At 59.8% G+C, this 22,309-nt stretch carries 27 protein-coding genes and 2 pseudogenes; 14 read left to right on the top strand and 15 right to left on the bottom strand.

The window, feature by feature from the left end; all coding sequences use genetic code 11:
- Nucleotides 1-12: 12 nt before the first annotated feature.
- Nucleotides 13-1,245 (bottom strand): class I SAM-dependent methyltransferase, encoded by a 1,233-nt coding sequence (locus B3F77_RS15480; protein WP_293605810.1) that lies wholly within the window; start codon nt 1,243-1,245, stop codon nt 13-15.
- A 231-nt stretch (nt 1,246-1,476) separates the two neighbouring features.
- Here B3F77_RS15480 and B3F77_RS15475 point away from each other — a divergent pair, with 231 nt between their 5' ends.
- Both B3F77_RS15475 and B3F77_RS15470 read left to right on the top strand, forming a co-directional pair.
- Nucleotides 1,477-1,671 carry a hypothetical protein gene (locus tag B3F77_RS15475; protein WP_293605809.1) on the top strand — a complete coding sequence of 65 codons (195 nt, stop codon included), beginning with the start codon at nt 1,477-1,479 and terminating at the stop codon, nt 1,669-1,671.
- Between the two features lie 208 nt (nt 1,672-1,879).
- Nucleotides 1,880-2,083, top strand: coding sequence for a hypothetical protein (locus B3F77_RS15470; protein ID WP_293605808.1), 204 nt, complete (start codon nt 1,880-1,882; stop codon nt 2,081-2,083).
- A gap of 210 nt (nt 2,084-2,293) precedes the next feature.
- On the opposite strand, the gene B3F77_RS15465 is transcribed toward B3F77_RS15470, so the two are convergent.
- On the bottom strand, nt 2,294-3,235 hold the full coding sequence (locus B3F77_RS15465; RefSeq protein WP_293605807.1) for a DUF808 domain-containing protein: 942 nt from the start codon (nt 3,233-3,235) through the stop codon (nt 2,294-2,296).
- Between the two features lie 211 nt (nt 3,236-3,446).
- Entirely contained in the window at nt 3,447-3,791 is a 345-nt protein-coding gene (locus tag B3F77_RS15460) for a DUF883 family protein (RefSeq protein WP_293605806.1), read from the bottom strand.
- Between the two features lie 321 nt (nt 3,792-4,112).
- Between B3F77_RS15460 and B3F77_RS15455 the strand changes: the two genes are divergently transcribed.
- Together B3F77_RS15455 and B3F77_RS15450 are read left to right on the top strand one after the other, a co-directional pair.
- Nucleotides 4,113-4,289 carry a hypothetical protein gene (locus B3F77_RS15455; protein WP_293605805.1) on the top strand — a complete coding sequence of 59 codons (177 nt, stop codon included), beginning with the start codon at nt 4,113-4,115 and terminating at the stop codon, nt 4,287-4,289.
- Nucleotides 4,290-4,340: 51 nt separating this feature from the next.
- On the top strand, nt 4,341-4,979 hold the full coding sequence (locus B3F77_RS15450) for a SagB/ThcOx family dehydrogenase (RefSeq protein WP_293605826.1): 639 nt from the start codon (nt 4,341-4,343) through the stop codon (nt 4,977-4,979).
- A gap of 89 nt (nt 4,980-5,068) precedes the next feature.
- Here B3F77_RS15450 and B3F77_RS15445 read toward each other — a convergent pair whose 3' ends face one another.
- Nucleotides 5,069-5,590 (bottom strand): GNAT family N-acetyltransferase, encoded by a 522-nt coding sequence (locus B3F77_RS15445; RefSeq protein WP_293605804.1) that lies wholly within the window; start codon nt 5,588-5,590, stop codon nt 5,069-5,071.
- Between the two features lie 264 nt (nt 5,591-5,854).
- On the opposite strand from B3F77_RS15445, the pseudogene B3F77_RS15440 reads away from it, so the two are divergent.
- The 6 genes and pseudogenes from B3F77_RS15440 to B3F77_RS15415 all read left to right on the top strand — a co-directional run bounded on the left by B3F77_RS15440 (nt 5,855) and on the right by B3F77_RS15415 (nt 9,952).
- Nucleotides 5,855-6,093: pseudogene (locus B3F77_RS15440) on the top strand (2Fe-2S iron-sulfur cluster-binding protein).
- Nucleotides 6,094-6,502: 409 nt separating this feature from the next.
- A complete protein-coding gene (locus B3F77_RS15435) occupies nt 6,503-7,294 on the top strand; it encodes a c-type cytochrome (RefSeq protein WP_414703021.1) in 792 nt (263 codons plus the stop codon).
- On the top strand, nt 7,291-8,592 hold the full coding sequence (locus B3F77_RS15430; protein WP_293605803.1) for a cytochrome c: 1,302 nt from the start codon (nt 7,291-7,293) through the stop codon (nt 8,590-8,592). Before B3F77_RS15435 ends, B3F77_RS15430 begins: the two co-directional genes overlap by 4 nt.
- Before the next feature lie 202 nt (nt 8,593-8,794).
- The gene (locus B3F77_RS15425; protein ID WP_197028621.1) at nt 8,795-8,935 is read left to right on the top strand and encodes a hypothetical protein; all 141 of its coding nucleotides are present in this window, start codon (nt 8,795-8,797) and stop codon (nt 8,933-8,935) included.
- Between the two features lie 7 nt (nt 8,936-8,942).
- Entirely contained in the window at nt 8,943-9,260 is a 318-nt protein-coding gene (locus B3F77_RS15420; RefSeq protein ID WP_293605802.1) for a VF530 family protein, read from the top strand.
- Nucleotides 9,261-9,292: 32 nt separating this feature from the next.
- Nucleotides 9,293-9,952 (top strand): pseudouridine synthase, encoded by a 660-nt coding sequence (locus tag B3F77_RS15415; protein ID WP_293605801.1) that lies wholly within the window; start codon nt 9,293-9,295, stop codon nt 9,950-9,952.
- Between the two features lie 24 nt (nt 9,953-9,976).
- Here B3F77_RS15415 and ppk2 read toward each other — a convergent pair whose 3' ends face one another.
- The 6 genes from ppk2 to B3F77_RS15385 all read right to left on the bottom strand — a co-directional run bounded on the left by ppk2 (nt 9,977) and on the right by B3F77_RS15385 (nt 13,806).
- Nucleotides 9,977-10,870, bottom strand: coding sequence for a polyphosphate kinase 2 (ppk2, locus tag B3F77_RS15410; RefSeq protein ID WP_293605824.1), 894 nt, complete (start codon nt 10,868-10,870; stop codon nt 9,977-9,979).
- A gap of 268 nt (nt 10,871-11,138) precedes the next feature.
- Nucleotides 11,139-11,378 (bottom strand): YdcH family protein, encoded by a 240-nt coding sequence (locus tag B3F77_RS15405; RefSeq protein ID WP_293605800.1) that lies wholly within the window; start codon nt 11,376-11,378, stop codon nt 11,139-11,141.
- Between the two features lie 66 nt (nt 11,379-11,444).
- The gene (locus B3F77_RS15400; RefSeq protein WP_293605799.1) at nt 11,445-11,882 is read right to left on the bottom strand and encodes a universal stress protein; all 438 of its coding nucleotides are present in this window, start codon (nt 11,880-11,882) and stop codon (nt 11,445-11,447) included.
- Nucleotides 11,883-12,179: 297 nt separating this feature from the next.
- Complete coding sequence (locus B3F77_RS15395; protein WP_293605798.1) at nt 12,180-12,461, bottom strand: DUF427 domain-containing protein; 282 nt, start codon at nt 12,459-12,461, stop codon at nt 12,180-12,182.
- 131 nt (nt 12,462-12,592) lie between these two features.
- Nucleotides 12,593-13,117 carry a hypothetical protein gene (locus B3F77_RS15390; RefSeq protein ID WP_293605797.1) on the bottom strand — a complete coding sequence of 175 codons (525 nt, stop codon included), beginning with the start codon at nt 13,115-13,117 and terminating at the stop codon, nt 12,593-12,595.
- Nucleotides 13,117-13,806, bottom strand: a complete 690-nt coding sequence (locus B3F77_RS15385; protein WP_293605796.1) for a glycine zipper 2TM domain-containing protein — start codon at nt 13,804-13,806, stop codon at nt 13,117-13,119. The genes B3F77_RS15390 and B3F77_RS15385 overlap by 1 nt, the downstream gene beginning before the upstream one ends.
- Before the next feature lie 212 nt (nt 13,807-14,018).
- On the opposite strand from B3F77_RS15385, the gene B3F77_RS15380 reads away from it, so the two are divergent.
- On the top strand, nt 14,019-14,576 hold the full coding sequence (locus tag B3F77_RS15380) for a YaeQ family protein (protein WP_293605795.1): 558 nt from the start codon (nt 14,019-14,021) through the stop codon (nt 14,574-14,576).
- A gap of 124 nt (nt 14,577-14,700) precedes the next feature.
- On the opposite strand, the pseudogene B3F77_RS15375 reads toward B3F77_RS15380, so the two are convergent.
- Nucleotides 14,701-16,389, bottom strand: a pseudogene (locus tag B3F77_RS15375) (long-chain fatty acid--CoA ligase).
- Nucleotides 16,390-16,799: 410 nt separating this feature from the next.
- Nucleotides 16,800-17,864 (bottom strand): DMT family transporter, encoded by a 1,065-nt coding sequence (locus B3F77_RS15370; RefSeq protein ID WP_293605823.1) that lies wholly within the window; start codon nt 17,862-17,864, stop codon nt 16,800-16,802.
- Nucleotides 17,865-18,360: 496 nt separating this feature from the next.
- Between B3F77_RS15370 and B3F77_RS15365 the strand changes: the two genes are divergently transcribed.
- The 3 genes from B3F77_RS15365 to B3F77_RS15355 all read left to right on the top strand — a co-directional run bounded on the left by B3F77_RS15365 (nt 18,361) and on the right by B3F77_RS15355 (nt 21,221).
- Nucleotides 18,361-18,963 carry a phosphatase PAP2 family protein gene (locus B3F77_RS15365; protein WP_293605794.1) on the top strand — a complete coding sequence of 201 codons (603 nt, stop codon included), beginning with the start codon at nt 18,361-18,363 and terminating at the stop codon, nt 18,961-18,963.
- Complete coding sequence (locus tag B3F77_RS15360) at nt 18,948-19,493, top strand: DUF2127 domain-containing protein (RefSeq protein WP_293605793.1); 546 nt, start codon at nt 18,948-18,950, stop codon at nt 19,491-19,493. Before B3F77_RS15365 ends, B3F77_RS15360 begins: the two co-directional genes overlap by 16 nt.
- An 87-nt stretch (nt 19,494-19,580) precedes the next feature.
- Nucleotides 19,581-21,221: an LssY C-terminal domain-containing protein gene (locus B3F77_RS15355; protein ID WP_293605792.1), complete on the top strand. Its 1,641-nt coding sequence runs from the start codon at nt 19,581-19,583 to the stop codon at nt 21,219-21,221.
- Between the two features lie 78 nt (nt 21,222-21,299).
- Here B3F77_RS15355 and B3F77_RS15350 read toward each other — a convergent pair whose 3' ends face one another.
- Genes B3F77_RS15350 through merT form a run of 3 tightly spaced genes read right to left on the bottom strand, consistent with a single transcriptional unit; the run spans nt 21,300 to nt 22,198 of the window.
- Complete coding sequence (locus tag B3F77_RS15350; protein WP_293605791.1) at nt 21,300-21,521, bottom strand: GDCCVxC domain-containing (seleno)protein; 222 nt, start codon at nt 21,519-21,521, stop codon at nt 21,300-21,302.
- Nucleotides 21,518-21,814: a mercury resistance system periplasmic binding protein MerP gene (gene merP / locus B3F77_RS15345; protein ID WP_293605790.1), complete on the bottom strand. Its 297-nt coding sequence runs from the start codon at nt 21,812-21,814 to the stop codon at nt 21,518-21,520. Before merP ends, B3F77_RS15350 begins: the two co-directional genes overlap by 4 nt.
- Before the next feature lie 12 nt (nt 21,815-21,826).
- Complete coding sequence (merT, locus tag B3F77_RS15340) at nt 21,827-22,198, bottom strand: mercuric ion transporter MerT (protein ID WP_293605789.1); 372 nt, start codon at nt 22,196-22,198, stop codon at nt 21,827-21,829.
- Between the last annotated feature and the right edge of the window lie 111 nt (nt 22,199-22,309).

Raw genomic sequence — 22,309 nt, 5'->3', positions numbered from 1 at the left:
GGCCCTTATGGACTAAGCAGCAGCCAGACGCCAGAGTGACGTCACCTCGGCAGCCCGCGCGGCATGCAGCGGGTCCGTGGCGTCTGTGGCCTTGGGGTGCTCAGGCTTGGCATCGATCCGGCCCACGACCTTTAACCCGGCGCCTTCAATCGCCGCCAGCAGTTCAGCGCGTGAGCGCAGCCCCAGGTGTTCGGCAAAATCAGACAGGATGAGCCAGCCCTCGCCGCCAGGTGCAAGGTGCGCCGCCAGACCCTTGAGGAAGCCCAGCAGCATGCGGCTGCCTTCGTCATACACCGCGTGTTCTATGGGCGAGCTGGGCCGTGCCGGCAGCCAGGGTGGGTTGCACACGACGAGCGACGCCCGGCCCGCGGGAAAGAGATGGGCCTGCGCGACCCGGACCTGCCCGGCCACGCCAAGGCGCGCCAGGTTCTCACGGGCGCAGGCCAGCGCACGCGGGTCCTGGTCGGTAGCCACCACCTGCCCGATGCCGCGTCGTGCCAGCACGGCAGCCAGCACACCGGTGCCCGTGCCGATGTCAAACGCCACGAGCGGTGCTGGCCCGGCGGATGGCCAGGGGGCGTTGGCCACCAGGCCCACATACTCACCCCGCACCGGGGAAAACACGCCGTAATGGGGATGAATACGGTTATGGGGCGGCGCACCAAGTGCTGCAATTTCAATGCCTTTTTTGCGCCATTCGTGGGCACTGATCAGGCCCAGCAGTTCGCGCAATGAAGCCACCGACGGGCCCACGGCTTCATCGGCAGCGCCCCATGCTTCGGCACAGGCTTGCCGCGCATCCGGTGCCCGGCGCAGTGGAATGCCGTAATCCGCATCGAAAGGAAGCAGCACCATGCCCAGCACACGCGCCCGCTGCGATTGGGCCTGACGATGCAGGTGAAACGCCTCCGCAGGCGACGCCGCAGCGGCCGACGGCTCAGCGGGCTTTTTTCGCGGTTTTTTAGTGGCTTGGGCCGGTTTGTCGGCTCGCCGCGCCAGCGCCTGCAGCAACTGCCTGGCATTGTGAAAATCACCCCGCCAGAGCAAGGCCGTGCCCTCGCAGGCCAGCCGGTAGGCGGTATCAGCCGTCATGGTGTCGTCAGCCAGCATCACCCGTTTGGGGGATGGTGCGCCACGCTCCGAGCGCCAGAGCGCGGAGCGCGCTTCGCCTGCTTCCGTCCAGTGAATGGCGGGCGGCGCGCTGGCAATAGGTTCCGGACTGGAAACGTGGTGGGAAATGGGCATCGGAGGGCAAACCATGAAGAAAGATCCCATCTGTTTTAACAGATGGGAATGCCGCCCGGGAAAAAGCCCTGGGGAAACCTTGAAACGGCGAGTTCACAGAAGAACTCTCAAGCTCATCAGTACTTTTTTTAGCTTGTAGACGCTGAATCAAATAGGCACAACACCGGGTAGGTCATGGTCTTTTCATGGCTGCCTACGTATTCTGCTGAGTCGATTGACAGGGAGATCACCATGAAGATTGAAAAAATCAGTCCGGATTTCCACGCCAGTTTCGGCAAGGAAGCCGGGTGCGCAAGTACCTGCCATGGCGCGCATCAAGAGACCAGAGTGGAGGATCAGGCGCTCCAGCGTTTTAACAACGCCTACCTGCTGTCTTGGATTCAACCGGTCAATGCAGCAGGAGATGCAACGCATGCTCATGGGTGACAAGGAGGCATATACGCGCATCGTTCCGCTCGTGCAGGACATGACGCTGGCGCATCACGAGTTCCTCAAAACATCGCAACCGCTGTTTCACGACAGGCCATGAACGAACGCCTGCAGCGCAAGCCTTCCTACAGCCGGCACCACCGCTAGCCTACATGCAGCAATGCTTACGCCGGTTAAGGTGAACCCTCATGTCCCGGAGACAACCATGCCAAGATTCAACGTATCCCCTCCCGACGGCGACAGCCGCAAAGCCCTTGAGCAGCGCGCCAGAGAAGCGGCAATGCACGCCATACCTCAGAAAAAAGGCCGCTGGCCATTTCCCGTGGCGGACACGCTCGCTGTAGCCGCTGATCATGAAGCAGACCCGTCTGCGCCTCCCGACCAGCCCGGCCAATGGCGGGGATCATGAAAAAGAATTTGCACCCTCGCAGGCGAGAGCCCGCCGTAAACACCGCGGCAAGGCCAGAAAGCGCCCTGCGCTCTCCGTGTTCCGGGACGCAAGCCTGCCAGCCTGGCCCTCGTTAGGCAAACTGCGTGACCCTTTGCGCAGCAGTGCCCGCAGCGAGCCGGAATGTCCCTATCGCTTTGACCACGTCAACTGGCCGCCGATCATAAAAGTTCAGGGTCTGGCCCCAACCCGCTTGACCAGGGTCACTGCCAGCAAGACCAGCGCCCCCGCCAGCAGGCCCACGCCGGTATTCATGGCCCATGGCGTCAGCGTGGCCAGCAGGCTGCCCGCTCCGCTCAAGGAGCCGGCCTGTTGCGCCAGCGCTTCAATGGCGTGGTTCAGCGGGGTGACGCCATGCGTGAGGATTCCGCCCCCCACCAGAAACATCGCCACCGTACCCGTCACGGAGAGGCCTTTCATCAGCCAGGGAGCCGCACGCAAAATGCCCCGGCCCAGGCTTCGCTGAAAATGACGCACCGCGCTGGCGCCGACGCGCTGGCTGAGGTAGAGGCCGCCGTCATCAATTTTGACGATGCCGGCCACCAGGCCGTATACACCCGCTGTCATGACGACGGCGATACCGCTGAGCACCGCAAGCTGCATCATGAATGGACTGTTCTGCACCGTGCCCAGCGTGATAGCCACAATTTCGGCTGACAGAATGAAGTCAGTGCGCACGGCACCCTTGATCTTGCTTTTTTCCACAGCCAGCAGATCAACCGCCGGGTCGGCCAGCGCGCTCGCCAGTGCTTCATGCTCCGCCGCCCGCTCGGCAGCGCTGTACATGAACTTGTGAGCCAGTTTTTCAAAACCTTCGAAGCAGAGATAGGCACCGCCCACCATCAGAAGCGGCGTGATGGCCCAAGGTGCAAAGGCACTGATGGCCAGGGCGGCAGGCACCAGAATCGATTTGTTGATAAACGACCCTTTCGCCACCGCCCAGACCACGGGTAACTCCCGGTCGACCTTCACACCCGCGACCTGCTGGGCATTGAGCGCCAGATCATCACCCAGCACACCGGCCGTTTTTTTGGCCGCCACCTTGGAAAGCAGCGCCACATCATCCAGCACGGAGGCGATGTCATCAATCAGCGCAAGCAGGCTACTGGCCATAATTATTTGGGATTGCGGCCTAAGCCGGGAATCAGGGAACAGCAGGAAAACGGCGTTGCCACGACGACCTGGCAACTGCTGCATTTTCAGCTGGAGCGCCGACGAGGAACTAACACTGTGCTCAATGCGGGATTCCTCCTCACGCCCTGAAAAAACCGCCCTCAAGTGGTTTTTTTGAATGCCCGCCTTTGCAAACCGAGCGACAGTCTCATCAACGGGCCGTCAGACGCCCCAATATAAAGCCGATAGCCAGGGCAGCTCCCACCGCTTCGAGGGGCCTTTCCTGAACCCAGGATTTCGAATAGCCAAGGGCGCGGGCTGGTGCCTCGGTCACACGGCGGGTCTGATCCGAAAACCGCTCTGCGGCATGGGTCGCGTTGTCGGCGAGTTTGTCGACCGTTTCATGCGCTGCGGTCGACACGCGGTCCACCGTGTTGCGCGCAGGGTCGACCACCTTGTCAATCGTGTTGTGCAGCGCTGCGCCAGCCGAGTCCACGCCGCGCTGAAGGGCGCTGCCGGACGGCGCATTGCCGGTATCCACCGTGAATTTTTCCATGACAATTCCTTCAAAAAAATCATTACATGCCGACGAATGCCCGGAATGACACGCGATGAGCAGACGTTTGGAAGATGACGCGATGACGATCCTGGTCTGGCGTGCCTCTTGTACTTTAAATGGAGGGCCGGTGCAAGCCTGTGCGGCGCCGGAGGGCTTGTATGTAGGACAAGAGAGTATTTTCCTGCACGGTTCCGAAAACTTGTCTGTTAGCCGACCTGCCAGCCTGAATGTCAGCCTGAGCTGACAGCAAAACGCGCAGTTCACCTAGAAGGCCGTGCCATGAACCCCATGATCATGAAGTTCTGAAGGAGATTCACCATGCTCATCATTGCAAGACCCGCCCTGAGAACCAGCGCTGCCGACCACGGCCAGCCACGCAAGGGACCGTCCGAGGAGACGGAGGAAGACGAAGAGGGCCTGGAGTTGCCGGTGAACCCCGACGAGGGGACGCCGCTCATTCCAGACGAAGAGGGCGAAGTGAATGTGCCGTCCTGAGCGCCACTGCGGTCCCGACACAAGGAAAACTCCTTGAACACGCTGACCAAGATGGCGTTGGGGTTGATCGGCCAACTCAAGCCGCGGCCTGCGCAGGGCGATGCTGCGCGCGTGCTGACCCTGCCGCCGCCGCAGACCGAGGGAGGCCTGCCGCTGATGCAGGCCTTGCGCCAGCGGGAGTCGCAACGCGAGTTCGACTCCACGCCACTTCCGCGACAGACCCTGTCGGATCTGCTATGGGCAGCCGCCGGTGTCAACCGGCCCTTGCTGGGCGGTCGCACGGCCCCGAGCGCGATGAATTCACAGGAAATTGATGTTTACGTCGCCCTGCCCGAGGGACTGTACAGCTATGACCCGTCCGCCCATACGCTGCAGCTGGTCAACGCGACCGACGTGCGACGTGTCACCGGCTACCAGGACTTCGTGGACAGCGCACCACTGGAGCTGATTTATGTGACCGACCACGCACGCATGAAACTGGTGCCGGCGGCGCAACGCGAGTCGTATGCCTCGGTGGCTGCGGGGGCGATGGCACAGAACGTGTATCTGTTCTGTGCCTCGGCCGGGTTGGCCACAGTCATTCGCGCCTGGATCGACCGCCATGCGCTGTCGCAGGCCATGGGGCTGGAGGCCGATCATCAGATCCTGCTGGCGCAGACCGTCGGCCGGCTGGCCAGCATGGCGGCCTGAGCATGGCATTCAATCCGCTGGGCCTGCGGGTGTCGACGGCCACGCTGCTGTGCTCCCGGTTGGTCGCACGCAGCGCGTTAAACCGGCCCTCAGTCCACCGCGCGCTTGAGACGTATTTCTTCCAGTTTGGCGCTATCGAAGGCGACCGTCTTGAGCGACGGCATTTCACGCTTGAAGCCTGCGGCGTGTTCGCAAAAACGCAGGGCGCGTTCATTGCGCAGCAGCACCCAAATGGTCACTTGCGTGCAGCCTTCTTCCTTCAGGCCGTCGCGTGCACCGTCCCAGAGGGCCAGGCCCGCACCATTACCCCAATGGGCCGGCGCCACGTACAGGGCCCAGATTTCGCCGATGGTGGATCTGGTGCCCGCATCGCGTGAGCGGTCAAAGCCCACAAAACCGACGATCTGCTCACCCTCGGTAGCCACCAGCAGTTGCGGCTCGCTGAACTCAATGGCTTCGCGCCAGTAGGCCAGGCGCTTTTCCAGCGTCATCTTTTTGAGGTAGTCCTCAGGCATCACGTCCTTGTAGGCGGCTTGCCAGGCGGCCACATGAATTTCAGCAATGGCTTTGGCATCGCGGGCAGTGGCGGGACGAACGGAGTAGCTGGACATGAAAAAATCGCTTGTGAATCAGTGGGGAAATGGTCGGGAGGCCGAATTGTCGCGCAAATCGCGGCGAGGCAAGCCGGGTCTGGCGTAAATTCAGTCTGCTTTCACGCTACGCTGTGCAGAGTTCAATTCAAAGTCAACCAGCAAAATGCCAGCCAGCAGCCCGATACCCCTTGTCCCGAATCGGGACATCCAGGCAGAGTCGCCACGCTTGTTTTTACGGCACGCGTTGAACCGGCCGGCGCCACGTTTGAGGCGCCCGCCTCGCTGCCGCTGCTACAGGCTGCGGAGCCGGCAGGGTTGACGCTAGCGAACTCGTGCCGTAACGGCAGCTGCCGCACCTGTATCTGCCAGCTGACCAGCGGCCTGGTGGTGTACCGCATCGAATGGCCGGGCCTGAGCGCCGAGGACAAGCAGGAGGCTGCATCCTGCCCTGCCTGGCGCATCCGGTGTCTGACGTGGTGATCCGGCTGCCTTTCTGGTCGACTGCGCCCCTTGTGGGCTAAAGCCGAAAAATTTAAGAAAAATAACCATCTAGCCCAATAAAGACGGGAACAATTAGCTATATATTTAATAGCATACAAGGTCATAGACTATTTTCGTTCCAGAGGCAGGCGCGCGCTTGCCCCCGGACAACGACGGGCTTTGGCCGCTGGCGCTTCTGCGCCAGACGGCATCAGGCAAAATCCCAGCGACTCCACACGGCAGTCAAGCCCATGAAGAAGACCTGCCATCCAGCGATTGAGCCGCCTGGGGTACCGAGCTGGACCAAGGCCTGCGCATGAAGGAAGTGCCAACCAGCGGGGATCAATTTGTGGCTTGTGCGCGCTTCAAGCAGGGTCCAAAACGTTAGAACCTGAGCGCTCGCCCGATACACCGTTGTGGCACCCAATTTTGTGAGGCATGATTTCCCCCATGGCAAAGACCCCGCTTGATTCCCTGACGCGCAGGCTTGCAGCGTTTGCCTTGATGGCCTGCAGCATGTCGGGCGTCCTGACTGGCCCAGCCATGGCCGCTGCACCGTTTGAAGACACCATCGCCCAGCGCGCCCTGGCCTGTACCGCTTGCCATGGCCCGCAAGGCCGCGCGGCGCCGGATGGCTATTACCCGCGTCTGGCCGGAAAACCGGCAGGCTACCTCTACAACCAGCTGCTCAATTTTCGCGACGGGCGGCGCCACTATGGCCTCATGACGCAGTTGCTTGAACCACTCAATGGGCCAGCAGGCGACGCCTACCTGCTGGAGATTGCACAGTATTTTTCCCAGCTCGACGTGCCCTACCCTGCGCCCGTTCCCACCCCGGCGTCCGCCAACCTGTTGCGCCTGGGCCAGCGCCTGGTGATGCAGGGCGATGCTGCGCGGCAGGTTCCGGCCTGCGTGCAATGCCACGGCCAGGCGATGACCGGCGTGGCGCCCCACATTCCGGGCCTGCTGGGTCTGCCGCGCGACTACCTCAATGCGCAGCTGGGTGCCTGGAGAGCCGGCCAGCGCCGTGCCCAGGCGCCTGACTGCATGAAGGACGTGGTGGCACGCCTCACCCTGGAAGACATCAATGCGGTGGCCAGCTGGGTGGCCGCACAGCCCTTGCCTGCCAGCACCAAGCCGCAGGTGACCCTGCCCGCGCTTGCGCCGGGCGCTGTCCCGATCGACTGCGGAAGCGCCCCCGCCACAACCCAACTGAAAGCCCAAGTGAAGGTCCGGAATTGAAAAAAGTCGTCAAGCTCGCACTGGCAATGAGCATAGTGGCCACCGGCACGGCAGCGCTGGTCTGGGCCCTGAATATGCGGGACGAAGTGGATGTGAAGGCGCTCATGGCCGCCGCCGCACCCAGCGACAGCCTGATTGCGCGCGGCGCCTACCTGGCGCGTGCCGGCAACTGCATGGCCTGCCACACCGCGCGTGGCGGCGAGCGCTATGCCGGCGGCCGCGCTATCAACACACCTTTTGGCAGCGTGTTCACCTCCAACCTCACGCCCGATGACAAAACCGGCATAGGCACCTGGTCATCCGCCTACTTCTGGCGTGCCCTGCACAACGGGCGTTCAAAAAGCGGCCGCCTGCTCTACCCCGCATTCCCTTACATCAACTACACGCAGCTCACGCGTGAAGATTCGGACGCGCTATTTGCCTACCTGGGCAGCCTGCCCGCCGTGGCGCAGCCCAACCGGCCCCACGCGCTGCGGTTTCCTTATCAGTCGCAGGCGGCGCTGGCGGTATGGCGCGCGCTGTATTTCAGGCCCGGCGTGTACCAGCCAGACACCAGCCGCAGCGCTGAATGGAACCGCGGCGCCTATTTGGCCAAGGGCCTGGGCCACTGCAGCGCCTGCCACACCACGCGCAACGCGCTGGGTGCGAGCAGCCAAGAGATGGATCTGGCCGGTGGCTTGATCCCGATGCAGAACTGGTACGCACCATCACTGATTTCACCGCACGAAGCAGGTGTGGGCGAATGGGACCGGGCGCACATCGTGAGCCTGCTCAAAAACGGCGTCTCGCCGCGCGCTTCGGTCACCGGCCCGATGGCGCAAGTGGTACTGAGCAGCACCCAGTACCTGAGCAACGAAGACCTGGACGCGATGGCGCAGTTTCTGAAGGAGCTTCCGAATGCGCGCCAGGAATCCGACCTACCCGCCACCCCGGCCACCCCTGTCAAAGCCGTGCCATCCAACACCGCAACAAGAGGCGCCAAACTTTACGAACAGCATTGCGAGCAGTGCCATGGCAATGCCGGCCAGGGCGTTGCCAATGCCTACCCGGCGCTCGCGGGCAACCGCGCGGTGACCATGAAGCCGACGGCCAATCTGGTGCAGATGGTGCTCAACGGAGGCTACGCGCCCGCCACGGAAGGCAACCCGCGGCCCTTTGGCATGCCCCCCTTTGTGCTGGTGCTGGGTGACAGTGACGTGGCAGCAGTGCTCACGCATATCCGCACTTCGTGGGGTAACCAGGCCAGCGCAGTCACGCCCCTGGAAGTCAGCCGCATACACGCCAGCCAGGCGCCCTGAGGGCGCTCTGCACCATGACACCGTTCGCCTAATTTTTTCCCTAAGCCGCCGGTACCGGGCCCTGCACAAACAGCACCAACTGACGCTGGGCGGTTTCAAAAAAACCGCGCTGATCAGCCTGTCGAAAATGATTGACCGGACGCACCGGACGCGCATCAAGTTGCACTGATAATGAACATATATAACCCAACTGGAGAACGCTATGGCAAAAGGTCAGCAAGGCAACAAAATGGTCAAGAAACCCAAAAAAGATACGGCGCCAGCCAAGCCGGTGTCGCCTGACGCCGTCCGCCCGACCGTCGTGACGCAGGTACCGCTACGGGGCAAACTGAAAAACAAATAAGTCGGCCATGACAGCGTCCTCTGGCCCACCCGCTGCACCGCCGACTGAACCCGCGGCGGCCTCGCAGCAGCCGGGCAACCCGCTGCACGGCGTCACGCTGGAAGCCATTGTCACCGCGCTGGCGGACCACTATGGCTGGGAAGACCTGGGGCAGCGCATCAACATCCGCTGTTTTACCAGCGAGCCCAGCGTAGCGTCCAGCCTGAAGTTTTTACGCAAGACGCCCTGGGCGCGCGAGAAGGTTGAAAGCCTTTACCTGTTCATGCTGCGCGAGGTCAAGCGTGCCAGTCCACCGGTTCACAACTTTCCGCCGCCGCGGCCTTAAGCCCTCCGGGCAGGTTGGCAAACATCGGCAGCATGGCAACGGTCAGTGAAGACTTTGAGGTGGTATATGCCGACGAGAGCCTGCTGGTGCTGAACAAGCCCGCAGGTTTGCTTTCAGTGCCTGGGCGCGGCGAAGACAAGCAGGACTGCCTGAGTAGCCGGGTGCAACGGCACTACCCCGACGCCTTGATCGTGCACCGGCTGGACATGGCCACCTCGGGCTTGATGCTGATGGCGCGTGGCACAGCCCGGCAGCGTGCGCTGGGAAAATCATTTGAACACCGCGAAGTCCATAAACGCTATGTGGCGGTAGTAGATGGCCGCCTTCTTCCTGCCGAGAGCGCGGACGGCTGGGGTCTGGTTGATCTACCGATTGCCGTGGACTGGCCGCGCCGCCCCCTGCGCATCATTGACGTGGAGCGCGGTAAGCCCAGCCAGACCCGGTGGCAGGTCGCGGCATTTGACGAGGGTATGAACAGCACGCGTGTGGCGCTTGAGCCGATCACCGGCCGCTCCCACCAGTTGCGCGTGCATCTGCAGGCGCTGGGCCATCCGATTCTGGGTGATGCACTGTATGCCCCTGAAGCGGTACAGGCCAAGGCGACTCGCCTGCTGCTCCATGCTTGTGCGCTACAGCTGAGGCATCCCGCCAACGGCACCGTGCTGTCTTTTGAAAGCGCACCCGACTTCTAGTGCTGCAGGTCCGCTCACGGCCGCTCAATAAATCTCGGGCACCACAATGTCTTGCGGAACCGGCTGGCGCACATAGTCTTCATGGCGAACCCGCTCGGGCAGCACAATGTCCGGATGCTCGGTTTCCTGGTAAGGCATTTGCTGCAGCAGATGGTGAATGCAATTGAGCCGGGCTTTTTTCTTGTCAACCGCCTGCACCACCCACCACGGCGCCTCGGGAATGTGGGTGCGCTCCAGCATGATTTCCTTGGCCTTGGTGTACTCCTCCCAGCGGCTCCGGGACTCCAGGTCCATGGGGCTGAGCTTCCATTGCTTGAGCGGATCGTAAATGCGGCCCAGAAAGCGCAGGTGCTGCTCTTCATCGGAAATGGAAAACCAGTATTTGATGAGCTGTATGCCCGAGCTCACCAGCATTTTTTCAAACTCTGGCACGGTGCGGAAAAACTCTTCGTATTGGTCATCGGTGCAAAAGCCCATGACACGCTCCACACCGGCGCGGTTGTACCAGCTGCGGTCGAACAGCATGATCTCACCCGCGGCAGGCAGGTGCGAGACGTAGCGCTGAAAGTACCACTGGGTCCGCTCGCGGTCATTGGGTGCCGCCAGCGCCACCACGCGGCACACCCGTGGATTAAGGCGCTGGGTAATACGCTTGATCACACCGCCCTTGCCGGCAGCGTCGCGCCCTTCAAACAGAATGACCACCTTGTGACCGGTGCTGACCACCCAGTCCTGCAGCTTGACCAGTTCACCCTGCAGGCGGAACAGCTCACGAAAATACTGACGGCGGTGTTCCTTGTCTTGCGCGCTGCAACTGGGGGGCTCTGCGCCGGTGAGCTGTGCCACGGTCCGGTCTTCAAGCTCCATCTCCAACTCCTCATCGTAGCTGTCGATGAGGTCGTCGCGGATACGCCGCATCAATTCTTCGTCGCTTGAAATCAAGGGGCTCTCCCGCCAAAAAACCAAAATTGAGTGAACGACGCCAGCGTACAGGCGCCGTGTTGCAGTTTGATGAAAAAACCTTGAACAACGCGCCAAAAAATAAAATACACCGTTTTGGCAGTGGCCGTCGGCAAGCCCGTTTGCTTCTTTTTTGATAGCAATATACACCCGTATTTATTGGGCTAACCGCTTATTTTTCTTAAGGATTTTGAAATCCGCAACTGCGGACCTGGACCTCGACCTGTTACGTCGCTTTGAGAATCTGGTAAATCTCATCCTTGATTTTCAACCGCTTTTTCTTCAGGGCTTCGAGAGCCTCATCGCTGATCGAACCGACCCCCTGTTCGTACGTCGCAATGGTCTGGTTGTCTGCATCGTATCGGGCAAAGAGGCTTGCAAAGTACCGGTCAGACGCCTTGAGATTGCGCATTTTTTGCAGGTACTCCGGAAATTCATGCGCCAGATCGTGATTCAGTAAATCCATGAAAGCTCCTTGTTGGGGACGGGAGACGCCGCAACTTGCAGCGCCACCGACTACAGCGCCTTGGCACTAGTCACGAACGACCAGCACCGACAAATGGACGTGTGACAACACCTGGGCCGTGACGCTGCCCAGCACCAGTTTTTCCAGTCCGTGGCGGCCGTGCGAGCCCATAACCAGGAGATCCGCGTTCACCGACTCCGCGGTTTCAAGGATGCCACGGTAAATCGCATGACCTTCAACGATGGATGCGGTCACACTGATACCGTGGTCCTGGAAAGCCTGCTTCGCCGCCTGGATCGCTTCATTGGCCTCGGCGGTGGCCGCACTGAGGTATTCAGCCTGGCCATAGGAAAAATCCGTTCCCACCCCGGTAAACGCATAAGGGTCTATGACATAGATCACGGTCACCGCGCTCTTGAACGCCTCGGCAATGGCAATCGCTTTTTCGACGGCCTGGCGCGAGGTGGACGAGCCATCTACCGGAACCAGAAGGTGTTTGAACATAATGAAATCTCCTTGAAAGCCATGGCTAGATTCTCAGGCACTAACCCTTGCCCGGTCAATGCCTGCCACTGGAGACCCCGCAGAGCGGCCCGCCATGCATCATTTATAGATCATTGCGCTGAAAAGCGCCATCAGACAAAGCGCCGAAAGCGGTCGGCATAGCGTAAAAGGGCCAGCACGCCCCTCCCCCTTATTCGGCGTTGCTATTGGCCGATGTGACCCACCGGGCATAGCGCGCACCAGATGGAGAAGTCCGGGGACTCCAGGCTCCATTTTTCGAACGGACTTCGGCCTCAGTCAGGGCTCGATCTTCACGCCTTTCCAGAAAGCGACATGTCCCTTGATGCTCTCGGCCCCGGGTTTGGGGTCGGGGTAATACCAGGCCGCATCAGTGTTCATTTCGCCATTGACCAGCAGTGAGTAGTAGCTGGCCTGCCCTTTCCAGGCACACGTGGTGTGGTGGTTGCTAAAGGTTACGTAATCCCGATTGAGCGAACTCTCGGGAAAATAGTGGTTGCCCTCGAGAACCACGGTGTCATCACTTTGCGCAATCACTGCGCCGTTCCAGATTGCTTTCATGGATTCCTTTCTGAAGTTGGGGTTGATCTTCGCATAATGCCAGTCCCCTCTGCACTCAATGCCGGCCTCAATAAAAAAGGTGCCGATGACTGGCATCGGCACCTTTGAGAGGGCGATACAAACCTGCCCGCTTAGTCGCGCTCGCCCTTGCCATGACCTTTTCCATGACCTTTGCCGTGGCCTTTCTCGTGACCGCTGTCTTGACCTATGAATTGACCTGTGTATTGCCCTCTGTCTTGACCGCGTCGTTTGTCATTTTCCTTGTGCCATTCATAATTGTCGTCACCCCGGACCTGAACGAAGTAAACCGGCCGACTGCAGGCGTTGTACTTGGCGCAATGCTTGGACCATTTTTTTGCCTGGCCGGGCGGCACGTGCAGATACAGCGGTTGCTGCTGCACCATAACCGGCGTGCGGTAAATAATGAGCGGCTGCGCATAGACCAGGGGTGGCGGTGGCGCCGAGCCGATATCAATACGGCCATACACCCCCGGCGCCAAGGCTCCTTCAACCGTGGCATTCACGTAGGGAGCAGCGGCCTGGGCAGCACCACCCCACAGGGCGGTCACGATGGTCAGGGCGGCAAGACTCGCCATCAGCAACGGTTTAACAATTTTTTCCATGGTTTTTTTTAAGTGGTTCATTTCAAAATTCATCAGGCCACTGGGGCGCTGTACGAGAGGTAAGCAGCAGCAGAAGAGCTTGCCGTGGACGCCAGACGGAGGGTGTGGCCCTCGACGATCACCCTGGAGCCCGCCGGCACGGCGCTGGCCTGCTCAATGGTTCGGAACGAGCCGTCGTTCATGCGAACGCGCATCTGGTAGACGGTGACTTTCTTCATATTTTTCTCGATGGTATTGCCGGCAAAGGCGCCGCCAGCCACGCCGAGTACGGTCATGGCCGTCTTGCCACTGCCGCCGCCGACCTGATTACCCAGCAAACCGCCGACGACACCACCAGCCACGGTCCCAATACCCACCGTGGTGCCGCCAACTGCAACGCCGTTGACGTGGCCCTGACGCTGCACAGCGACGACGGATTCAACCGTGCCGCAGGTGGCACAAATCACAGCCTTGTGCGCCCGGGCCACCATGACCGGTGCGTCCTTGACGGTGGTCACCGGCGCCTTGGCAAGCGTTTTGTCTTTTTGCTGTTCTGCCTTGGCCGATGCCTCAGTTCCGCCGGGCTGTGCTTCAGATCGGTTCACCACCAGAGCGGCGGCGAGTGCCATGACGGTCACGCCCATGACCGCCATGGTGGGAATCAGCGCCTTGCTGTGGCGCAGCCGTTCAGTGAAGGCCGGCTGGCTGTTTGAGTTGTTGAGTACTTGATGATCGGTGTCCATGATGGAACTCCTTCTGAGAGTTCCATTTGTAACAGGCGGATCGGATACCTCGCGTAGGACGATGTGACATTCGTAAGTAAAGCTTACCAGACGGGCTGACAGGCTCGCTTCAGCCATCCCACACCCCGGCTTGATTCACCGACAAAAAAGGCTGTTCCAATAGGAGGTTTAACGCAGAGCCCAAAGGGGCTGCTACCCGAGAACAATTCCCCATGGCCATCAAAGCCACCATCCACAAAGCCCAACTGCAAATTGCCGACATGGACCGCGGTGTCTATGCCGATCACAGCGTGATCATTGCGCGCCATCCGTCCGAGACCGACGAACGCATGATGATCCGCCTGCTGGCCTTTGCCCTCAACGTGCCGGCCGACGACAAACGAGGCAAGCTTGAATTTGCCAAAGACTTGTGGGACGTGGATGAGCCCGCCCTGTGGCACAAGGATTACACCGATGCCGTGCTGCACTGGATCGACGTCGGCCAGCCCGACGACAAGCGCCTGATGCGTGCCGCCGGCCGCGCCGAACGGGTCACGGTCATCAGCTTTGCCAGCAGCACGCCGGTGTGGTGGAAAGGCATTGAGAGCAAGCTGACGCGCGCTGCCAATCTGGTGGTGTGGCAGATTGAGGCGGCCCAAAGCCAGGCGCTGGCCAAACTGGCCGAGCGCGGCATGCAACTGCAAGTCACGGTTCAGGACGGCACGGTGTGGATGAGCAGCGCAACCGATTCGGTAGAAATCACGCCGCGCAGGCTGACAGCCGCCGCCTGAGCGCTTGAAAAAGCGAATCCAAAAAAAATGACCCGCCCTAGATTTGCTCTGTTTTTAATAGCTGCATATGCCCGTATTTATTGGGCTTGGCGGCTGTTTTATATAAAACAAGCGACTAGATCGATCAGGTTTTTGCGCTTTCAGCTTCCTGCAGCGCGCGCCACATGACTTTGCCGGCCCCGCTTTTGGGCAGCGCGTCCACAAACTGCACCACCCGCGGGTACTTGTAGGCGGCCATGTGGTCTTTGCACCAGCTGATGATGTCGTCTTCCGTGGTCTGGCCTTTGGCCTCGGCGCGCAGCACCACCACGGCCTTGACGGTTTCCCCGCGGTACGCGTCACTGCTGGAAATGATGCAGGCCTCCTGAATCGCCGGATGCCTGAACATCAAGGCTTCCACTTCCGCCGGCCAGACCTTGAATCCCGAGGCATTGATCATGCGCTTAAGCCGGTCGGTGATGAAGAAATAGCCCTCCCCGTCCACATGCCCCAGGTCGCCGGAACGAAAGAAGCGCTTGCCGTCCAGTTCGATAAAAGCGGCCGCCGTAGCTTCAGGCTGCTTCCAGTAGCCCTGGAAATTCTGCGGCCCGCACATGATGATCTCGCCCTGCTCACCCTACGGCATTTCCTCAAGCGTCAGCGGGTCAATCACGCGCGCATCGGTGCTGATGAAAGGCACACCGAGGCACTGCTGCTTGGTGGCGTCGGGCGGGTTGCTGTGCGAAGGGGCCGCCGTTTCCGTCAGGCCATAGCCTTCGGCAAAGCGCAGGCCGTACTGCTCCCACAAACGCTGCGCCACGGCTTGCGGCATGGCCGCCCCGCCGCCGCCGATATAGACCAGGCTGCTCAAGTCGAAGCTGGCAAAGTTGGGACTGCCCAGCAGGTCAATCACCATGGTCGGGATGTTGGTCCAGTGCGTCACGCGCCAGCGCGAGATCAGCCGTCCGGCCAGCTCGCGGTCCCAGCGCGGCATGATGACCAGCGTGGCACCACCGTAGATGGCGGCATGCATCACCGACACCATGCCGGTGATGTGGAACATTGGCACCACCGACAGCACCACATTCTCGAAAGTGCTGTTGCCCCACAGGCAGCTGCCCACCGCGTTGTGCATGAGGCTGGCATGGGTGTGCATGCAGCCCTTGGGCAAGCCGGTCGTGCCGCTGGTGTAAGGCAGCACCGCCAGATCCTGCGGGGCTGCCGTGTGCGCAGGCAAACCATCGGGGTCAGCTTCATTTTTCATCGCCTCAGCCCAGCGCATCACCGTTCCGCCCTCCAGCACAGGCAGCGCGTGCCGGGTGGCCAGCCAGCTGCGCCAGGCTTCGGGCATGGCGCCGTCGCCCTGGCTTTCTGTGTGACTTTCAGTACTCACGTCAAAGGCATCGCTGTAATGCGTCACGATCAAGTGCGCCAGCCGGTCTTCAGGGGCAAGCTGGGCGTTGGCTTTGACCAGCTCCGGCGCGAGGTCGGCCGCCGTGATGGCGACTTTGGCATCGGGGTCCGTGATGTAGTGCTTGAGCTCTTCGGCCCGGTTCATGGGGTTGACCGGCACCACCACGGCGTCAAGCCGCAATATCGCAAAGTGCGCAATCACCCACTGCGGGCAGTTCTGCATGTTGAGCACCACACGGTCGCCCTTCCTGACACCCAGCCGGACCAGCGTGGCGGCCAGACACTCGGCCTGCTGCAGCATGGCGGCGTAACTGAGCACGCGGTCAAAAAACACCAGTGCGGGTTTGTCGGGGAAGCGCAGCGCGCTGACCGCCAGGTTATGCCACAGCGAGGTAGCGGGCGGCGTGATGCTGTGCGGCAAGCGTTTGGGCCAAAACGGGTAGTGAAGGTCATGGCGGGCGGCCGCATCGGATACGGGGTGGTTGGCAGGGGAAAGTTGGGACAAAGAAAGACTCCAGATAAGACCAGGTTCACCAGAGCCTACCCGGAGTCTGCGCAACCCACATTGGGGAAGCTCCTGATAAAACAGTGTCGCCTGAGCGATCTAAAGTAAGCTGGTCTTGTTTCGATGAACCTGCCGCGGCAGGGTTGCGTGATTTCCCGCATGCTTGCTGCACCCTGGCAGAGAACGCCCAAATCGCTCACTTTTTAATAGCTGACTTCGCCCGTCTTTATTGGGCTAGAGTCAATTTTTACTCATAATACCGGATGTTGGCGGCTGGCACGCCGCTCAGAGCAGCCACCTGAGCAATGCGCCAAGGCGCCGGTGCGTCAATGATCATGGCGGTGGTGGGCATCCGGATAGTGCGCATGGCTGTGAGTCATGGGTTCATGGCTGTGGCGATGAGAATGCTGGCCCTCAAATGCAGGGGCATGCTCGTGCGTGTGGTGCCCATCAAGGGAAGGGTGCGCATGCAGGTGCTCGTGTTCCAGAACTTCATGCTGATGCGCATGGGCGTGGTGTTCGGTCAGATGCAGCCAGATGCCGAGCGCCATCAACAGCGCGGCAGCCAGCAGTGGCCATGTGATGGGCTCTGCGAGAAAGAGCACCGAAAACAGCGCGCCGACAAAAGGCGCAGTCGAAAAATAAGCGCCGGCGCGCGACGCTCCGAGGTGCCGCAAGGCCATGACAAAGAGGGCCAGGCTCACGCCATAAGCGAAAAAGCCCACTCCCATGGCCGCCGAGAGCTTGCCGACGTTCGGCAGCGCAGCGCCTGCCACAAACGCCAGCAACAGATTCGTCGTGCCAGCCGCCAGGCCTTTCACACAGGCAATCCAAGAGGCATCGGTCAGCGCCACCTTGCGCGTGAAGTTGTTGTCCAACGCCCAGAAAAAGCACGCGAGCAGCACGGCCAGCGCAGGCCACAGCGATGTGGCCGCCTGCGCGCCCGATGGCGCATTCTGCGGCCAGCTCAGCAAAAGGGCGCCCGCCACAATAGCGGCCATACCGGTGGCAATGCGCCGGTCAAAGTTCTCCCTGAACACAATCCAGGCCAAAAGTGCCGTCAACACCGCTTCGGCATTGAGCAGCAAGGCCGCATGACTGGCCGGCATCGCCGACAAGCCGAACATCAAAAGCACCGGGGCAATGCCGCCGCCGCACAGCACAGCCGCAAGCAGCCATCGCATTTCGCCCGGGTTGAGACGTGGTCGGGTAGCACCGCGCAGCTGGCGATAAAGCCCCAAGCCGATGCCTGATCCCAGATAAAGCAGGCCTGCGAGCATCCACGGACTCATCTGGCCAAGCAGCCATTTGGCCAATGGCGTCCCCGCCCCAAACAGAAAGGCCGAACCAAAAGCCGCCAGTACACCCGGTTTCCAGCGTGCAGTTTGCAATTTCAATTCACACTCTCCCCTGTTGTTGAAAACCTGTCCCTGAACGACATGGCCTTAGTTTGAACCTGTTTTCGGATACCCGGGCATGTCACCCCGGCCCAGAGCGGCGCGCAAAGGCTGATATTCCGAGCAATTACAGTCGTAAACATGCGCGGGGTCCGGTTCACTGTGCATAGTTTGGATCTGTGCATAGGCAGCGTTTGCGGGTATTGCTCACCGGCTGCTTTCGGGAAGTTCAAATACAAAGTTTGGCTTGCTAGTCAGCTGTTGTTCGTGGCTGCATGCAACGTGCGCCAAAGCTGTCATAGAGCCTCAACTTCTGCCAGTTGCAAACCGGCAATAGATGCATACCTCCCGCACATCTATAAACTCGGGCAGGTGATCGATTGATCAAAGCACCCAACACCACTCATGCCATGCCGCCCAGACAACCTTGAAACACTGCACCTGAGTCTGGAATGCTCACAGGTCGAACTGTTCGAGTGAAAAAGAAACGATGAACAAAATTGAAGCTTTCAACCAGTCGCTGTTCCTGCGGATCAATGCGGGTGTCGACACGCCGTCATGGGCCGTCGATACGGCCATTGTTATCGCCGACGACCTGATCTACCTGATCCCGATGCTGCTATTCGTGCTCTGGCTTTGGGGCGATGACGCGCGCCGCAATCAGGCAATTAAGGCGTGCCTGGTTACCCTGTTGGCGCTTGGTGCAAATCAAGTGATCGGCTTGGTCTGGCTGCATCCACGACCATTCATGATCGGACTCGGCCACGCTTGGGTACCTCACTCGGCCGATTCCTCTTTCCCCAGCGATCACATGACCGTATTTGCCGGCATCGGCCTGACCTTGCTGTTCGGTGGTGCGTTCCGACTGGCCGCTGCGGTCCTAACGGCAGGTTTTTCCGTTGCCTGGGCGCGGGTGTTCCTAGGGGTGCATTTTCCGCTGGACATGGTAGGAGCCGTCGCCGTGACTGGTGTGGCTTATGTCGTTGTCTCGCCACTTTGGCGAATGGCTGGCGACACATTTACCAACCTAACCGAGAAGTTGTACCGCGTGGTCTTTGCGCGCCCAATTGCTTCTGGATGGGTTCGGCGCTAGCCGAGCGAGGTCACGCATTGCTAAAAATGACTGGCATAAAGAAACTGTTTGACGGGAAGAAGGTGCACTTCGCCTTCGAGATAAGCCTTATGTTCAAAGGCGCTTTTGCGCTGGCGGAAATCGCCGCCAGCATTTTTGCGTACTTCGTTACTACGCAATTCCTGCTCGACCTGGCGAAAGTCATTACACGGATGGAATTGACAGAGGACCCTCGCGACTTCGTTGCCAATTATTTGCTTCATGCCGCGCAAGGGCTGTCCGTGAGCAGCCAACACTTCACCGCCTTCTATTTGTTCAGCCACGGCGTAATCAAATTTTGGCTCATCATCGGTCTTTGGCAAAAGAAGCTGGGGTACTATCCGGCCGCCATCGCTGTTTTCGGTTTGTTCATTCTCTATCAAATGTATCGTTACAGCTTTACGCATTCACTGTCGTTGCTGCTCATCACAACCTTGGATGTCGTCGTCATTGGACTGACGTGGTTCGAGTACCAGCATTTGCGGCGCATCTTGCCCGATGGTATGAAATAGCTTGCGGCCAACCATGATGCAAGCCAATGCTTAGCGTACGATTTTTCTGTTTCGTCAGCTGACCCCTAGCTCGGTTCAATTAAATCAATGCTCCCAGCACTCATTTTTTATACGTTTTTGTTCATGGCGCTGGTCGTCTTCCCGGCGGTGCTGATTCTTGTCGTCCTTCTCTTTCTGGAGCACGAGCGTCGATTTTGGAAACGCGTAACACCTGTTATCGAACCCATTAGCGCGATGATGGGACGATGGCCAGTTATTCTTGACCTTCGTAATCGATTCCCGCGCACCGCGAGATTCCTGGGACGCCGCCTTGATCCACATGATCCTTGGGGTCTGCCGGGGACAATCGCCGGCATCGGCATCCTCTTGGGACTATGGTTCTTCCTTGGCGTGCTGCAAGACATCGTGGCAAAAGATCCACTTGTGATACTGAACATCCGGTTACACAACACTGTGCCACTTTTCCGAACCACGGGGATGACGTGGTTCATGCTCACGCTCACACAATTGGGCAGCGCAACGGTTTTATTTCTGCTGTGCTTTGGCATTGCCGTTGTTGCACTGGCGCGCCAACAGCGGCGTCTTGCGGCCACCTTCATGCTTGCGCTGGCGGGTACGGGCCTCGTCTCGGTAATTCTCAAGGCACTCGTTGGCTATGCACGACCGATCGACGCGATCATCAGTGTGCGGGAAGCAAGCTTCCCATCGGGGCATATGCTGTCAGGTACCGTGGTGTATGGATTGCTCGCGGCACTTCTATTGGGCAGCCAGGTGCGTCGCGGCGTGCGCGCTCTTGGCGTAACGCTGCTGCTCCTTCTCATCGTCGGCATCGGCTTGTCACGGCTATATCTCGGTGTGCACTGGCCTTCTGATCTTCTTGGCAGCCTCGCCTTGGCATTCATGGTGCTTGCGTCCCTGCTTTTTTTCCTGCATTACGAGCGTCCTATCGATTGGATCGACACATTCAAGCTACCGTTTGGCACCCGCGCACTCCGCATTGCAGGCAGTGCTATTCTGCTCGTTGCTCTTGGCGCCCCAGCCGTGCTCACAATCCAGACGAAAATGGTCCCGATCGGGCCACCGCCAGCCGCGCACTCGATCAGTATTCAAGCGTTGCGAATATCCCTTCCATCAGACCTTCCCCTCGGATCTGAAGACCTTATCGGCGGTCGGATGGAGCCGATCTCTCTGGTCTTTGTTGGCTTAGAAGAAGACCTCGTGAGGGCTTTTACGCGCGCGGGATGGATGCGTGCCGACCTCCCATCACCGTTACGTGTTGTACAAGAAGGGCTTGCCGCACTACAAAACCAGCCTGACCCGGCAGGTCCAGCAACGCCTGCCTACTTCGCGGACCGGCCACAAAACCTCACTTTCGAGAAGCCAGATACGGGCGCTCCAAGTATTCGGCGACGGCATCACACCCGCCTGTGGAAGACTGCATATTGCGTAGCACCCAACTGCCTTCCCGTGTGGGTCGCGACCGCAAGTTTCGACGTGGGTATCGAACTCTCACAACGCCTCCATCTTCCGACCCACCGCATTGAGCCCGCTATTGATAATGAGCGCGCCCTGATTGTTGCCGATCTCATTGGCGTCGGCGCGACGCAGGAGGGAAGCGTTACGGTATCGCGACCGCTACATGGGACGAATGCTGCAGGCGACCCGTTTGCAACGGACGGCCGTGCGGTTGTACTGACGATGCCCCAGGCTTCTCAAGCAGGCGATTAAGGCTTATCGCGCTTTATTTTTCGTTTTCTGAGACGACACCAACAAAGCCGTGGCCTGCGGTAGTCAGACAAAACAAAGTCAGGAGCAACACCCACTTTGCTTGCCGCTTTCCTGGATTGGCGGGCAAGGGTTCGTTCCGTACGAGCAGTACACGCAACAGTCGCCCGGCAGCGGTTTGAGCACGGCGTGGCATTGCGTGCATTCATAAAACCATTGGCAGGCATCAGTGGGCATCGTTTCGGTCCTGGAAAAACCGCACTCCGGGCACGTTAGCGTGGACTCCAGGGCGATGGCGTTCAATTGGCGACACCCATGACCGTGGATGGATAGCCCGCGTTCTTGGTGGATTCGGTTATTGCGCCCACATTGGTTTTGGCATCATCAAATGTGACGACGGCTTCCCGTTTGCCAAAGTTCCCGCTGGTCTGGCTGACGCCGGATACCTGCGTCAGGGCCTTTTTCACGGTGATTGGGCACACTGGGCAGTCCATGGAGGGGACGGAAAGCGTAACTGTCTTGGGTACGGCGCTGGCCGCCAAGGAAGAACCCGCGAGGGTGATGGCGATGCCGAGGGTGGCAATCAGGTTTTTCATAGTGAAGTCCTTTCAGTAAAACCAGGGAGCAATGAGCGGAAATACAAGCGTCAACAGCACAAGCGTACAGACCCCCAAAAAAAGCAATTTGTACGCGCGCTTGACCCGCGGCAGGGCACACACTTCACCCGGCGCACATTGGGCAGCGGGGCGCCAGATGCGCTTGCCCGCAAAGAACAAGGCTACCAACGCCGCGCCGATAAATATCGGCTGATAGGGCTCCAGAACGGTTAACTTGCTGATCCACGCGCCCGAAAGCCCCAGAGTGATCAAGACCAGCGGCCCAAGGCAGCAGGTGGACGCAAACAGGGCCGCAAGGCCCCCGGCCAGCAGCGTACGAAGGAAGGTTTTATCGCTGGTGTTTTCTGCTTGTAATGCATTCATCGAGTAAGCTTATCTCCGTACTCAAGTACGGAGTCAAGCACCATGAGCACTTCTTTTGAAAACTTGACCATTGGCGCGCTGGCCACTGATACCATTTAGCGTTCAATGAAT

Origin of the sequence: Polaromonas sp. UBA4122, from assembly GCA_002381615.1 — a bacterium.
Taxonomy (GTDB): domain Bacteria; phylum Pseudomonadota; class Gammaproteobacteria; order Burkholderiales; family Burkholderiaceae_C; genus Polaromonas.
The sequence above is the reverse complement of the archived record's forward strand: the minus strand, read 5'-3'. Positions and strand labels throughout refer to the sequence as shown.

Excerpts from the sequence above, each read along its gene's own strand:
- B3F77_RS15480 (WP_293605810.1), bottom strand. The coding sequence starts at position 1,245 with ATGCCCATTTCCCACCACGTTTCCAGTCCGGAACCTATTGCCAGCGCG.
- B3F77_RS15475 (WP_293605809.1), top strand. The coding sequence starts at position 1,477 with ATGAAGATTGAAAAAATCAGTCCGGATTTCCACGCCAGTTTCGGCAAG.
- B3F77_RS15470 (WP_293605808.1), top strand. The coding sequence starts at position 1,880 with ATGCCAAGATTCAACGTATCCCCTCCCGACGGCGACAGCCGCAAAGCC.
- B3F77_RS15465 (WP_293605807.1), bottom strand. The coding sequence starts at position 3,235 with ATGGCCAGTAGCCTGCTTGCGCTGATTGATGACATCGCCTCCGTGCTG.
- B3F77_RS15460 (WP_293605806.1), bottom strand. The coding sequence starts at position 3,791 with ATGGAAAAATTCACGGTGGATACCGGCAATGCGCCGTCCGGCAGCGCC.
- B3F77_RS15455 (WP_293605805.1), top strand. The coding sequence starts at position 4,113 with ATGCTCATCATTGCAAGACCCGCCCTGAGAACCAGCGCTGCCGACCAC.
- B3F77_RS15450 (WP_293605826.1), top strand. The coding sequence starts at position 4,341 with ATGGCGTTGGGGTTGATCGGCCAACTCAAGCCGCGGCCTGCGCAGGGC.
- B3F77_RS15445 (WP_293605804.1), bottom strand. The coding sequence starts at position 5,590 with ATGTCCAGCTACTCCGTTCGTCCCGCCACTGCCCGCGATGCCAAAGCC.
- B3F77_RS15435 (WP_414703021.1), top strand. The coding sequence starts at position 6,503 with ATGGCAAAGACCCCGCTTGATTCCCTGACGCGCAGGCTTGCAGCGTTT.
- B3F77_RS15425 (WP_197028621.1), top strand. The coding sequence starts at position 8,795 with ATGGCAAAAGGTCAGCAAGGCAACAAAATGGTCAAGAAACCCAAAAAA.
- B3F77_RS15420 (WP_293605802.1), top strand. The coding sequence starts at position 8,943 with ATGACAGCGTCCTCTGGCCCACCCGCTGCACCGCCGACTGAACCCGCG.
- B3F77_RS15415 (WP_293605801.1), top strand. The coding sequence starts at position 9,293 with ATGGCAACGGTCAGTGAAGACTTTGAGGTGGTATATGCCGACGAGAGC.
- ppk2 (WP_293605824.1), bottom strand. The coding sequence starts at position 10,870 with ATGCGGCGTATCCGCGACGACCTCATCGACAGCTACGATGAGGAGTTG.
- B3F77_RS15405 (WP_293605800.1), bottom strand. The coding sequence starts at position 11,378 with ATGGATTTACTGAATCACGATCTGGCGCATGAATTTCCGGAGTACCTG.
- B3F77_RS15400 (WP_293605799.1), bottom strand. The coding sequence starts at position 11,882 with ATGTTCAAACACCTTCTGGTTCCGGTAGATGGCTCGTCCACCTCGCGC.
- B3F77_RS15395 (WP_293605798.1), bottom strand. The coding sequence starts at position 12,461 with ATGAAAGCAATCTGGAACGGCGCAGTGATTGCGCAAAGTGATGACACC.
- B3F77_RS15390 (WP_293605797.1), bottom strand. The coding sequence starts at position 13,117 with ATGAATTTTGAAATGAACCACTTAAAAAAAACCATGGAAAAAATTGTT.
- B3F77_RS15385 (WP_293605796.1), bottom strand. The coding sequence starts at position 13,806 with ATGGACACCGATCATCAAGTACTCAACAACTCAAACAGCCAGCCGGCC.
- B3F77_RS15380 (WP_293605795.1), top strand. The coding sequence starts at position 14,019 with ATGGCCATCAAAGCCACCATCCACAAAGCCCAACTGCAAATTGCCGAC.
- B3F77_RS15365 (WP_293605794.1), top strand. The coding sequence starts at position 18,361 with ATGAACAAAATTGAAGCTTTCAACCAGTCGCTGTTCCTGCGGATCAAT.
- B3F77_RS15360 (WP_293605793.1), top strand. The coding sequence starts at position 18,948 with ATGGGTTCGGCGCTAGCCGAGCGAGGTCACGCATTGCTAAAAATGACT.
- B3F77_RS15355 (WP_293605792.1), top strand. The coding sequence starts at position 19,581 with ATGCTCCCAGCACTCATTTTTTATACGTTTTTGTTCATGGCGCTGGTC.
- merP (WP_293605790.1), bottom strand. The coding sequence starts at position 21,814 with ATGAAAAACCTGATTGCCACCCTCGGCATCGCCATCACCCTCGCGGGT.
- merT (WP_293605789.1), bottom strand. The coding sequence starts at position 22,198 with ATGAATGCATTACAAGCAGAAAACACCAGCGATAAAACCTTCCTTCGT.